Raw genomic sequence first — 14,127 nt, forward strand, 5'->3', positions numbered from 1 at the left:
TCAAACTAACTATTTCTTAATCATTCGGGTGTTGTAAGCAGTATATTTTTATGTTATAGTGGAAGCAACGTAAACGTTTACGTAAAGGATGAAAAAAATGACGATAACGATAAAAGATATAGCAAATGCTGCAAAGGTGTCTACAGCAACTGTTTCGCGAGTTTTAAATGGAGCAGGTGGTTATAACGAAGAGACAAAGAAGAAAATCCTCCAAATCGCAGAAGAACTAGGTTACCGAAGAAATGAAATGGCGAGAAGCTTAGTAAAAAAATCTAGTAATTTAATTGGTATTATAATGCCGAGTGTATCAACCATTTTTTATGCAGATATTGTTAATGGAATAGAGAAGGTGGCACAAAAACAAGGTTTTAGTGTTATTTTATCTCATGCAGGAGTTAAAGGTAATCGTTTAATTCATTGCTTGAAGATGCTGGAAGAAAGAAAAGTGGATGGGCTTGTTATTGTATCCATTCCATTAATGGAAGACCAAATTCAAGCTATTGAATCATTGAGTATTCCATATGTGTTATTGTCAACAGATACACCGAATAAACAAATACCATTTATAAAAGTAGATGATTATGAAGCTGCTTATGCTGCTACAAAGTATCTAATAAATCATGGTCATCGAAAAATCGGCTTGGCAGGTGTTGATTACTCCGATCGAGTAGCTGGGACTCCAAGAATCGAAGGATATAAAAAAGCATTAAAAGATCATGGATTAAGCTTTTCTGCTAACGACATAAAAGCAGGAGACTATAGTTTTACGGCAGGAAAAGAAGCCCTTTATGCTTTTCGTACTGAAAAGAATGGAATAACAGCAGTATTTTGTGTAAGTGATGAGGTAGCACTTGGCATCATTGCAGCGGCTTATGAATTAGGGATAAAAATACCAGAGGACCTTTCCGTCATAGGTTACGATAATACGAGAGTTGCGGAAATGGCTGTACCACCCTTAACGGCCATTGAGCAGCCATTCCGATTAATGGGAGAGAAGGGCTGTTTCAAAATAATTGAGGCAATTCAGCAAAAGGCAGCAGTAAAAACAGAAATGCTTCCATTTAATATAGTAGAAAGAGCATCAGTAAAACATTGGAAGCATTAAATTTTTTTAAGTTAAACGTAAACGTTTACGCTTAGACGAATAATGAATAGAAAGTGGGTAACGAAATGGAAAAGAAATGGTGGCAAACATCGGTTGTATATCAAATTTATCCAAGAAGCTTTCAAGATAGTAATGGGGATGGAATTGGCGATATAAGAGGAATCATTAATCGTTTGGATTATTTGCAAAAGCTAGGCATTGATGTAATTTGGCTAAGCCCTGTATATAAATCACCAAATGATGATAATGGCTATGACATTAGTGATTATCAAGATATTATGGATGAATTTGGCACAATGGCAGACATGGATGAATTAATTGCTGCGGCGAATGAAAAAGGAATTAAAATTGTCATGGATTTAGTAGTCAATCATACGTCCGATGAACATAAGTGGTTTATAGAAGCAAAAAAAGGAAAAGACAATCCATACCGCGATTATTATATTTGGCGTGACCCAGTAAATGGCGAAGCTCCAAATGATTTAAAATCCACTTTTAGTGGTTCTGCTTGGGAATATGATGAAGAAAGCGGCCAATATTTCTTACATTTATTTAGTAAAAGACAACCAGATTTAAACTGGGAAAATAAAAAAGTCCGAGAAGAAGTTTGGAAAATGATGAACTATTGGTTAGACAAAGGAATCGGCGGCTTCCGAATGGATGTGATTGATTTAGTAGGAAAACAACCTGATCTCGGTATTACTGGAAATGGTCCAAAGCTTCATGATTATATCCGAGAAATGAATGAAAAATCGTTTGGCAATTATGATGTTTTAACAGTAGGAGAAACATGGGGAGCAACACCGGAGATTGCTAAATTATATTCCAATCCAGCTAGAAAAGAGCTTTCGATGGTCTTTCAGTTTGAGCATATTGGTTTAGATAAGCAAGAAGGCAAACAAAAATGGGATCTCAAGCCATTAGAAATCAATCAATTAAAAACCATTCTTGCTAAATGGCAGACTTCGCTTGGAAATGAGGGCTGGAACAGCTTATTCTGGAATAATCATGATTTACCAAGGATTGTTTCGCGTTGGGGGAATGATAAAGAATATCGGGTAGAAAGTGCAAAAATGTTTGCCATTCTCTTGCATTTAATGAAAGGAACACCTTACATCTATCAAGGTGAAGAAATCGGTATGACCAATTGCCCGATCACAGATATTAGTCAAGTAAATGATATTGAAAGCATTAATATGTATCATGAGCGATTAGCAAAAGGATATACGAAAGAGGAGATTCTTCATTCTATTAATGTAAAAGGCAGAGACAATGCAAGAACGCCTCTTCAATGGGATGATACGGAAAATGGCGGTTTTACCACAGGGACACCTTGGCTTCATGTAAATCCCAACTATACGGAGATAAATGTGAAAAATAATTTAGAAGATCCTAATTCTGTCTTTTATTGCTATCAATCTTTGATTCAATTAAGAAAGGATAACCCAATCATTGTATGGGGAGATTTCGAATTAATCGAAGATACAGAAGAAGAAATTTTTGCCTATACTCGCAAGTTTGAAGGAGAGACATGGATTGTAATTGCTAACTTTAGTGCGCAAGAAAGAAGTCTAAATATGCCTGTGTTTGGCGAGAGTGAGGATATCATCATTAGCAACTATCACCGACAGCATGCTGACTTTTCGAAATTACAGTTAAAGCCATATGAAACATTCGCCGTAAGAGTCCATTAATAATAGTAGAAAGCTGTTAACAACCAGAGGTGTTGGCAGCTTTTTTTTGTGAAATTCTGTCTTCCTAGTAAAAAAAGATATTATCAAGTTTGATAAAATAAAGTAAAATAGATAAATAGAATAGTTAATATGTTAAACAAACTACATTAGATACTACTAATGTCATGAAATTTTTTTTGAAAAGTGAAATGAAGGCGATTTCAGACTTAGATTTTAGGGTAAAGATATTCATTTGAGTAATAGGAAAGATGTAGAGAATATACTTAAAGAGGAGAGGTTCATATGAATTACAGCAAAAGATCAATGGGAGAAGTAAATGGAGCAGATGTAACGGAATTTACTTTTACAAATAATAACGGAATGAGTTTTTCTAGTATGAATTATGGCTGCATTATTACGAAGATAATCGTACCTGATAAAGAAGGAAACAAGGAAAATGTAGTGCTTGGTTTTGAAACATTAGAAGAGTATCGAGAAAATAAAGGGCCATATTTAGGTGCCATTGTAGGAAGAGTTGCTGGAAGAATTAAAGAAGGAAAATTTGAACTTAATGGAAAAGAGTACCGCTTGAATACCAATACCCCTCCTAATCATTTGCATGGCGGAAATATAGGATGGAGTGAAGTAGTCTTTGCATCTTCAATAGTAGAAAAGGATGATGCAATAGGCATCCGTTATACATATCATAGTCCAGACGGAGAAGAAGGATATCCAGGTAATTTTGACTTAACTGTAGATTATCTATTAACAAATGATAATGAAATAATCTTATCTTATAGCGGGAAAACGGATAAAGAAACACCTGTTACCGTAACTAATCATTCTTATTTTAATTTAAGCGGTAATAACAAAAGAGATATTTTAGAGCACGAGCTGATTGCAGATGTCGATCGCTTTCTAGAGCTTAGGGAAGATTTTATTCCGACCGGAAAAATGATTCCAACAAATAACACTCCATTTGATTTTGCAGAAGGCAAGGCATTGAAAGAAGGAAAGGACAATGATTTTGAACAAAATAGAATAGTAGGAAATGGATACGATCATCCACTTGTGTTTGCAGAAAACGGCTCTCATTCTGCTATTTTGCGAGATCGAGAAAGTGGACGGGAAATGTCGTTAATTACAAATCAGCCTGCAGTCGTTCTTTATACAGGGAATATGTTAGAGGATCAATATCGTTTCAATGGGGTAATAGCTAAAAAGTATTTAGGGGTATGCTTGGAGACGCAGGGGCTTCCCGATGCAGTCAATCATCCTCAATTTCCATCCGTTGTTTTAAAGCCAGGAGAAACATATCATGCTGAAACAAAACTGAAATTCCGAGTAACGGAGTAGAAAAAGACGAAAAGAGGAAAAAATCAACTGGAATGGTTTTTCCTCTTTTTTTGCTGCAAAGGAGACGACCATTATAAATTTGTCACAAACCAACCTTTTCTTTATACCTTCATTCATCCTCATGATAACACCCTCCATTGTTACAAACCAAATGAAAGAAGTAAATATTGTCTCTGTATAGAGCAAAATAACGTTAATGTAAGTGCTATCATTTTTACTATAATGAAAGAAAATAAGATGATAGAGGTGAGTACCATGAGTGCTAGCACAGAGGTTAAGACTTCAGATATAGTAAAGCCAGCTAAGAAAAAACGGCAAAGTAAAAATGTGAAAAATGAAAACTGGGCGGGGATTGCGTTTGTTTCACCAATGTTAATTGGTGTTTCCATCCTTGTCTTACTGCCAATTGTTGCAACCTTCATTTTAAGTCTTGCGGATTGGAGTTTTATTACTAATATTTCGCAATTGAAATGGGTAGGATTACAAAATTTTGTTGATTTATTTCAAGATAAGATATTTATACGCTCTTTAATGAACAATGCTATTTTTATGTTAACGGTACCAATTTGTATGATTATTTCTTTGTTTCTAGCTATTGCAATCGATCGAAATGTTTATTTTAAGAGTTATTTTAAAGTAGCATTCTTTATGCCGTATATCTCAAGTGTGGTGGCAATTGCAGTAGTATGGCAAGTATTGTTTCACCCATCTTTAGGCCCGATTAATCAAGTGCTTATGTCACTCGGCATTGATAATCCTCCCAAATGGATTGCAGATCCAAGCTTTGCATTAGTTTCCATTATGTTTATACAAATTTGGATTTCGATTGGTTTTAATATGATCATTTATTTAGCTGCACTGCAGTCCATTCCACGAGACCTATATGAAGCCGCTGATATTGATGGAGCAAGCGCATGGGTGAAATTTAAGAACATTACGCTACCAATGGTTTCACCGACTACTTTTTTCTTGTTGATTACTGGTATTATTTCAACCTTTAAAGTATTTGATTTAATATCTGTTTTAACAAAAGGAGGACCAATGCACGCTACAAGCATGATTGTATGGAACCTATACGATACTGCTTTTGTTAATTTAGATATAGGTCACGCTTCTGCAATGGCCGTTATTTTATTCTTTATTGTTTTTGCTATTACACTCATTCAATGGTTAGGACAGAAAAAATGGGTGAATTATTAAGGAGGGTTTGCGGATGCTTAAATCACTATCAATAAATAAAGCGATAATGACAGTCGTCATGTTAATGATAAGTATTATGTTTCTTCTGCCGTTTGTGTGGATGCTTTCTACATCATTTAAGATAGAAGCAGACGTTTTTAAATTTCCCATACAATGGATTCCAGAAAGATGGAATGGTTTCAACAATTATAGAGAAGTTTGGTTTGGGGAAAATCCATTCTACATTTATTATTGGAATACCATAAAAGTGACAGTATGTACTACTGCTATTTCAGTAACTGTTTCTGCGCTGGCAGCCTATGGTTTTTCAAAAGTGAATTTTCGGCTAGGTAATTTCTTGTTTTTAATTGTATTAGCTACTTATATGGTACCTGCACAGGCAATTTTAGTACCGCAATTTATTATTTACCGTAAAATCGGGCTATTTGATAGTCATTTAGGGTTAATCTTATTAGGAAGCTTTAGTGTGCTTGGTACTTTTATGCTTAGACAGTTTTTTATGGGCGTTTCGAATGAGCTTGTTGAAGCTGCAAAAATCGATGGAGCTGGACACTGGAAGATTTTCTGGCGAGTCGTTCTTCCGATTGTAAAGCCAGCCATAGCCACCTATGCCATCCTTCGATTTATTTGGACATGGAATGATTATCAAAACCCATTAATCTTTCTTCGCTCGGATCATTTATTGACGATACAGCTTGCAATGCAGAAGTTTACGACAATCAATGGCGAATTTTACTCCTTGATTATGGCTGCAGCAGTCTCAGCTATTTTACCGCTCGTAATCGTATTTATTATTGGGCAGAAACAAGTAATTGAGGGGATAGCGTTAGGGGGAGTAAAAGGCTAAAGGGAGGGGTTATTATTGACTTTCGAAGAGTTGCTGGAGAAGCTAAATGGGAATTATTCTTTGTTTTTTCCAAATGTTGAAGTCAAAAAAGCATGGTGGAAATCCATTCAACGTAATGCTGATTTTGCTGATATTCTAAAACAAGTAAGAGAGACATTAAAGCAGATTCAACAAGAAAAAATAAATAATGAAGAACTGCCGTATTCTTTGTTTCAGTTATATGGAACAACAGGTACTCGAATAGAATATGAAACAGCATATTTTCGGAAAAGAAGAAAATTGAATACATATGCAATCATGTTACTTCTTGAACCAGAGAAGGAAGAATTTCGTAAAGTACTGCAAGATATTATTTGGTCTATTTGTAATGAATTCTCATGGTGTTTACCTGCTCATCTTATAAATAGTCCAGAAACTGATTGTGGTCAGTTATATTCACTTACAGAAAAACAAGATTCTACTTATACAATTGACTTATTTTCAGCTGAAACAGCCTTTGCATTAAGTGAAATATATACACTGACAAAAGAATATTTAGATCCATTAATAGGGAAAAGAATTTATGAAGAGGTATATAATCGTACGTTTATTCCTTTTCTCGAAGGGAATTTCAAATGGGAAATAGAAACCCATAATTGGGCTGCTGTTTGTGGGGGTTCTATCGGTTCAGCTGCCATCCATTTAATCCAAGATTCCAAAGAACTTGCGCTTATTTTAGAAAAAGTTCTCCCTGTAATGGAAAATTATTTAAATGGTTTTACAGAAGACGGAATATGTATGGAAGGATATTTATATTGGCAATATGGATTTGGATTTTATTCCTATTTTGCCGACCTAATAAACCAGAGATCGGATGGAATGATTAACTTGTTTATGCAGAAAAAAGTTCACCAAATCTCCCTTTTTCAACAACGATCGTTTTTAGAGGAGGATTTAGTGGTGAATTTTTCTGATGCACCGCCCAAAGCAAAAGTACATATAGGGATGAGTCATTTCTTAGCAAAGCAGTATGAGGATGTTATCGTTCCAGAACGTTCATTATATGCGCGTTATCAAGATGATCATTGCAGCAGATGGGCACCAGCTATCCGCGCGTTATTATGGTTTGATTCGTCATTATCACCAAGCAAATGGGAAGAAGGAACGTTTATTTCTGAGGACTCCCAGTGGTTAATCTCTAGAGTTCAATCAAATGCAGGGTCTTTTACTTTTGCAGCTAAAGGGGGAAGCAACAATGAGCCGCATAATCATAATGATATCGGACATTTTATCCTTCAAGCCAATAAGACAACTATGCTGCAGGATTTGGGAAGTGGCTTATATACGAAGGACTATTTTAATGAGAATAGATACACTTATTTATGTAATAGTTCGAAAGGCCATTCCGTCCCTATTATCAATCATTCTTACCAAGAAGCAGGAAAAGCCAGTTATGCTCGGTTAGTCACTGCCAATTCTGATAGAAAGAGAGATTTGTTTGAATTGGATATGACAAAAGCTTATAGAGATACATCTCTATTAAATGTCTCGCGGAAATTCACCTGGATTAAAACAGAGTTTCCAAAATTAATCGTGGAAGACATTTTTAAGTTTTCTGAAGAGCCAAAATCCATCATTGAACGCTTTATATTGCCCAATGTTTCGGTTGAAAGATTTGATGGTGGAATAAGTATCAAAGGAGAATCTTGCATCCATATTTATTTTGATTCCAATTACTATGAGGTAAGTATACAAAGAGATTCGTTTGTTAACCATTTTAATAAAGGAGAAGAAGTGCTATTACTTGATCTCTCTCTTAAGAAATTAAGCAGGAATTTTCGTGTATATCTAGAATTTGAATTTAGTTCTGAAAAATAGGAGGAGATACAATGAAAAGATTAGCATCGATTATGTTTATTAAACCTGGATATGAAAACGAATACAAAAAGAGGCATGATGAGCTTTGGCCAGAAATGGAAGAGGCGCTGAAGCAACATGGCGCTTCCAATTATTCCATTTATCTTCATCATGAATCCCAAGTGTTATTTGCTTATTTAGAAGTAGAGGACGAGGCGGCATATGATGCGATATCCCAAACGGCAATATGCAGAAAATGGTGGAAGTACATGGCGCCAATTATGGAGACGAATGAAGATTATAGTCCTGTGTCACATAAGTTGGAGGAAGTGTTTCATTTAGATTAAGTTATATAGGATGAGATGGGGGATTGATTCATGAAAGCAGAAATTGGGGGATGGTCTGGAAAGGTTTATGATGTCTGTCAATGGATTACGAGATTAGCTTATATTAATTTACTTTGGATTATTTTCAGTGCAATGGGCCTCTTTATTGGGGGCCTTTTCCCTTCTACTGTAGCAATGATGACTATTATTCGTAAATGGCTTCAAAAGGAAACAGATATTCCAGTATTGCACACGTATTGGCAGACATTTAAGCAAGAATTCGGTAAAGCAAATAAATTAGGAGCAGTTGTGTTTGCTTTTATCATGTTCCTTTATATCGATTGGAGAATCATCGCGTCGCTAAAAGGATCAATAAATGTTGGATTAATAGGAATGTTAGTTGGCGGAGTGTTTCTTTTCTTATTGACGTTGCTCTATCTGTTTCCTGTATATGTTCATTATGAATTGAAGCTTTTTCAATATTTTAAAGTAGCCTTTCTGCTTGCATGTACTCATCCACTCCATACGTTGTCCATGACCATCGGTGTCTTTACGATGCTTTTTTTAGGCGTAGTATTTTCAGGTGCTGGTTTGCTTTTTATAGGTAGTGGACTCGCTACTATTCTTTTATATTTCTCTAATCCGATCTTTACGAAGATGGCTGAAATAAGAATAACGAAATTACAGGAAGGGAGGTTTCAAAGTTAATAGAGCGAAGGAGAAAATTGTATTCCTCCTATAGTGTTAAAATTAAAAGTAAAAATTGTTGCCGGATAAGTAAAATTATTTTTATTGGTAACATGGGAACTTCTGTTAATCTATTCCTGTAAGGGTTTACATGATATAATACGTAGGGGGAATAAACAGATGCAAAGAAAATTTTGGAAGCTATCAATTTTTGTTTTCATTCTTACTTTAGTCATGACAGCATGCAGTAGTGGAGAATCAGAAAAAGCTTCTGGCAATGAAGATGGAAAAGTAACAATTAAATTCCACACTCATGGTAATGAAGCATCTTATAACTGGAAAAAGACAATTGCAGCTTTTGAAGAGGCAAATCCAGATATAAATGTGGATTTAGTCATCTTAAGTGAAAAGGGAGATACACAAGAGGCAATTAAAAAGCTAGATTTAGCTGCTGCTTCTGGTGAACAGCTAGATGTACTAATGTTTAGTGATACAGCAAGCTATGCACAGCGTGTGAGTATGGGAATGGTGGCTCCCATTGATGAATTTATTGAAAAAGAGGGCTACACAGTCACGGATGAATATAAAGTAGATACCAAAATTGGTGATAAATATTATGCTTTACCAGGTAAATTTAATCCATGGTATGTTTTATTAAATAAAGACCATTTAGATAAAGCAGGCTTAGAAGTTCCGACAGATTGGACATGGGATGAATTTCAAACGTATGCGAAAGAATTAACAACGGATGATCATTATGGAACATTTTTCTTTGGTCCGCAAAATGGCGGATGGTTAGAATTTATGAAACTAGCATTAGCAAGTGAAGCAGAAAATACAGAATTTATTAAAGAAGATGGCAGCTCCAATCTTGAAAATCCGCTCTTTAAGAAGACACTGGAAATACGCTATCAAATGGAAAAAGTCGATAAATCAGCTGTCCCGTATACCGATATCATGTCTCAAAAACTTCATTATCGAAATCAATTTTTTAACCAGGATGCTAGTACAGTACTAATTGGCAGCTGGATGAATACAGAATTGGGGGGAACGGACCAATTCCCATTGGAGTTTAACGTCGCAGTTGCTCCTTATCCAAAGAACACGAGTGACGCAGAAGGAGGATATACTCCGGTAACTACTGACTTTATGGCAGTCGCCAATAACTCAGAACATAAAGAAGAAGCCTATAAATTTATTCGTTGGTATACAACGGAAGGACAAATTTTACAAGGAAAAAATATTCCATCTTGGAATAATGTAAGTAATGATCAATTTGGAGAAATAATTGACAATATATTGGCTGATACGCTAAACCCAGAAAAGGTGGACAAAGAATCTTTAACGAATGTTCTTTCAAATGCGAAATCTTCTAAACTAGTATCACCAGTATCTTATCAGGCTGAAATTTACAAAGTAGTGAATGAAGAATATGAAAAATTAATTTTTGATGAACAAGATATCGATGAAACAATAAAGGTGACAAATGAAAGAGTACAAGAATTAATCGATAGCAATAAATAAAAAAACAAGATGAGGGGAGGAAACATATTGCTTATTTGGTTAAAAAATATGTGGACTCCCCGTTCTTTTCGTTATAAGGTCCTTTTAATTTCTATCATCAGCTTGGTTATTCCAGCAGTTATCTCGCTTTTAATTTATAATTATATGACAAAAAATACAGTGAAGGAACAGGCACTTTCTAATGCGAATAGAGAGCTGAATATTACAAGTGAATATATAGAAAAGCTATTTAGCGATATGCTTTATGTTGCTAACTTCGTGCAGCTTGATCCGAAAATGAATACGGTATTAAAAGGATTAGCGAAAAGTGCTGCTGACAAGGATGGCTATGATCAATATCTATTGGAAAATGAAATAAACCGTACCATTGAGAATATCACACTAGTAGGAGAGAAATCCTATGTTACCATATTATTGAAAAATGGGAAATACTTCACAAACTATAATATCGCTGAATTTGATCCAAGAGATTTATTTAAAGAAAAGTGGTATGAAGACATCGAAGAAGCGGTTGGATATGAATCTACTTGGATTGAATCCCAGCCAACGATTTTTGAATTGGAAAAAAAGAATAATCCTTATCAAATTTCAATTGTCCGCACCTTAAGGGATGAGGGCATCCAAATCTATGGATATGTCGTTGTCACCATCATGGAAAATAAACTAAGTGAAGTATTTAATAAAATGGATGGATATAACGATGTCATGATGCTTAATCCATCTGGTAAAATCTTGTCGCATAGTGATGACGAGAAAATAGGAAGTGTTTTCACCTATCGGTCTAAGTTATTCAATCGAGATGGATCAGAAGTTCTGAAAATGAAAGATAACGAATATATCGTCACCGAACGTTCTTTATCTTTTTCAAATTGGAGATTAGTGTCATTTATTCCGTATGAACAATCGATAAATAAAATAAATGGGATATTTCAGAAAGTATTTCTTATACAAGTACTATCATTTATGCTTTTCTTGCTTTTACTTACCTATTCAATGAAAACTATTACGAAACCACTGGAATATTTAGCAGAACTGGCTGATAAAGTTCAGGCAGGTAATTTGATTGTCCGTTCAAAAATTAAAGGGAAGGATGAAATAGGCAGGCTAAGTAAATCAATTAATCTGATGCTAGACCATATTAATACAAAAATTGAAGAAATAACGGAAACGGAAGCTAGGAAAAGAAAAGCAGAATTTGCGATGCTGCAAGCGCAAATAAATCCTCACTTTTTGTTTAATGTATTAAATTCCATTCGCATGAAGGTAATGATAAGAGGAGACAAAGAAAGTGCTAATATGATCACATCTCTTACAAAGTTACTGCGCATAACTATTGATAAGAATAAAGAAATAATCACATTTTTAGAGGAAATAGAAATTCTAGTCGATTTTGTGCACATTATGAATAGGAGACAAAATCGAAAAGTTTCCTTAGAGATGGATGTCGATCAAGATGCTTATTCATTTGAAATTCCAAGGTTTATTCTCCAGCCTATTATTGAAAACTCGATTATTCATGGATTTAATCAGTCTGATGGATTAATCTTAATCCATGCAGCGATAGTAAATGAGATGTTAATCATTACGATTGAAGATAATGGTCTAGGAATGAAAAAAGAGGATTTAGAACAATTAAAGAAAAAAACTTTTCAGGCCGTATCACTGGAGAATCCGCAAAGAAAGCAGCAAGTGAAAGGATTCTCGTCGTTAGGCTTAGCCAATGTCTATGAAAGATTATCAATTACCTTTGGACCAGCTTTTAATATGGATATTTTAAGCGAACTTGGAAATGGCACAATAGTCATTTTGAAAATCCCAATGAAAGGTGGAAAAAAGAATGTATAAAGTGATGCTTGTAGATGATGACTATCCGGTATTAGAGCTATTGACGAAAACAATTGACTGGAAAAGCCTTGGCTTTGAAGTGATGAGTACCCATGATAATGGAGTAAGTGCCTTAGAAAAGGCAGCAGAATCAATGCCTGATGTGCTAATTTCTGATATTGGCATGCCTAAGATGAATGGAATTGAATTAACAAGAAAACTGAAGTCGATGAATGGAAGCTTGCAAGTTGCTTTGTTATCCTGCCATACAGAATTTAATTATGCCCGAGAAGCACTTAAATTACAGGTCAGCGATTATTTAGTAAAGGATACATTTGAACTAGAAGAGCTATATGAATTACTTCAGAAATTTAAAATACAACTCGACACCATGCAAAATAATAAACAAAAAGAACAAAAATTACAGCATATCCTTCATAAAAATATCGAAAAAGAAAAGACTGCATTCATAAAAAGATTAATAAATAATGGCTATTATAAAAAGGAAGCTGAATGGGAAAGTGATAGCAAAAAATTTGGCTTAATAGCGGACAAAGGATATATTGTAACACTGTTATCAATCCATCATCATCCTTTAGATTTATTTCCAGAAGAAACCCTATATTTTGCAGTTTCTAATATTGTGGGTGAATTATTAGAAAGACTAAATCCTTTAGCTGTTCACTTTCTTAATCATTCCAATAGGGTTTTTATCTTTTTTCCAAGAGACTTAGGATACCAGATGAACGCTTTATCAAATGCAAAAGAAACGTTGAAAATGATTCAGCTTTCGATTGACAAAGGATTAAATATTCACAGTTCATCCATTATTGGTGAAACATCTGAAAGCTTATTTGACTTTCAAAACACAGTTAACAGATTGTTAAATAATCGACAGCAGCTGTTTTATATGCTCCCAAGAACTGTGTCATCTCTAAAGGAGTCTGTAAAGAATACGGAGGAATTATTTGCTAAGTATGATGAAGCAGCAACAGAGATGAGAATGATTGTTCTGAATAAAAAGGTGGAGCAAATAAGTAATTTCATCCATAAATGGACGATCTATATCATGGAAAACGAATTTCCACCTGAGGTAGTAAAGGATTGGTTTTGGAAATTATTATTGGATTTAAATGTCAAGTTACAAGCGCTCCAATACTTTTCGGGAGAATATTGCTTTGAATCCAAACATCAAGAGATTTTTTTGATGGAGTATATGTATCAATTAAAGGACTGGCTTAAGCATTATTTTGAGAAAATCTTTCATTATCATGAAACGAATGATCAGACGAAAAGAAAAGAGATTATTGAAGCTTTTAAATTTGTTGCGATAAATTTAGAGCGAAAAATCACATTAGATGAAATTTCTAGTTATTTATTCTTAAATCCTAGTTACTTTAGTAGATTGTTTAAAAAGGAAGTAGGAGAAACATTTGTGGAATATGTAACACGGATGAAAATTAATCGTGCAAAGGAACTGTTAGAACAAACAGATGAATCGGTTGGGAAAATTTGCGAACGACTGGGCTATGATAATCAGAGCTATTTTATAAAATTATTTAAAACATATGCTGGTACAACACCAATAGAATATAGAAGCGGGAAAGTTAGCTAAGAAGGCAATACGAGTAAAATTATTTGGAAAAGTAGTAAAAATAATGCCTTGTTGAGGGAATATAGACTCCATATAATGATTATATCGTTACTTTTTAAAAAGAAAGGATGGATATTTTTAAAAAATGAAAGCCT

At 34.6% G+C, this 14,127-nt stretch carries 11 protein-coding genes; all 11 read left to right on the plus strand.

The genetic code is table 11. From position 1 onward, the window contains the following. The first annotated feature begins 97 nt into the window (after positions 1–97). The 11 genes from NSQ92_RS05495 (at position 98) to NSQ92_RS05545 (ending at position 13,993) form a co-directional block, all read left to right on the plus strand. A complete protein-coding gene (locus NSQ92_RS05495) occupies positions 98–1,105 on the plus strand; it encodes a LacI family DNA-binding transcriptional regulator (protein WP_095321824.1) in 1,008 nt (335 codons plus the stop codon). Between the two features lie 65 nt (positions 1,106–1,170). Beyond that, a complete protein-coding gene (locus NSQ92_RS05500; RefSeq protein ID WP_095257714.1) occupies positions 1,171–2,799 on the plus strand; it encodes a glycoside hydrolase family 13 protein in 1,629 nt (542 codons plus the stop codon). Between the two features lie 282 nt (positions 2,800–3,081). Next, on the plus strand, positions 3,082–4,134 hold the full coding sequence (locus NSQ92_RS05505; protein WP_047941594.1) for an aldose epimerase family protein: 1,053 nt from the start codon (positions 3,082–3,084) through the stop codon (positions 4,132–4,134). A 255-nt stretch (positions 4,135–4,389) separates the two neighbouring features. Next, entirely contained in the window at positions 4,390–5,334 is a 945-nt protein-coding gene (locus NSQ92_RS05510; protein ID WP_047941595.1) for a carbohydrate ABC transporter permease, read from the plus strand. A gap of 13 nt (positions 5,335–5,347) precedes the next feature. After that, on the plus strand, positions 5,348–6,181 hold the full coding sequence (locus tag NSQ92_RS05515; protein WP_047941596.1) for a carbohydrate ABC transporter permease: 834 nt from the start codon (positions 5,348–5,350) through the stop codon (positions 6,179–6,181). Positions 6,182–6,196: 15 nt separating this feature from the next. Beyond that, a complete protein-coding gene (locus NSQ92_RS05520; protein ID WP_341152460.1) occupies positions 6,197–8,038 on the plus strand; it encodes a heparinase II/III domain-containing protein in 1,842 nt (613 codons plus the stop codon). A gap of 11 nt (positions 8,039–8,049) precedes the next feature. Next, positions 8,050–8,364, plus strand: a complete 315-nt coding sequence (gene rhaM / locus NSQ92_RS05525) for an L-rhamnose mutarotase (protein ID WP_047941597.1) — start codon at positions 8,050–8,052, stop codon at positions 8,362–8,364. A gap of 30 nt (positions 8,365–8,394) precedes the next feature. Continuing rightward, entirely contained in the window at positions 8,395–9,051 is a 657-nt protein-coding gene (locus NSQ92_RS05530; RefSeq protein ID WP_095319876.1) for a YesL family protein, read from the plus strand. 159 nt (positions 9,052–9,210) lie between these two features. Beyond that, positions 9,211–10,554 (plus strand): ABC transporter substrate-binding protein, encoded by a 1,344-nt coding sequence (locus tag NSQ92_RS05535; protein WP_047941599.1) that lies wholly within the window; start codon positions 9,211–9,213, stop codon positions 10,552–10,554. Between the two features lie 27 nt (positions 10,555–10,581). Beyond that, positions 10,582–12,399, plus strand: coding sequence for a cache domain-containing sensor histidine kinase (locus NSQ92_RS05540; protein ID WP_341152461.1), 1,818 nt, complete (start codon positions 10,582–10,584; stop codon positions 12,397–12,399). Then, positions 12,392–13,993, plus strand: coding sequence for a response regulator transcription factor (locus NSQ92_RS05545; RefSeq protein WP_341152462.1), 1,602 nt, complete (start codon positions 12,392–12,394; stop codon positions 13,991–13,993). Before NSQ92_RS05540 ends, NSQ92_RS05545 begins: the two co-directional genes overlap by 8 nt. Positions 13,994–14,127: the final 134 nt, after the last annotated feature.

Source organism: Niallia sp. FSL M8-0099, from assembly GCF_038006945.1.
GTDB lineage: Bacteria > Bacillota > Bacilli > Bacillales > Cytobacillaceae > Niallia > Niallia circulans.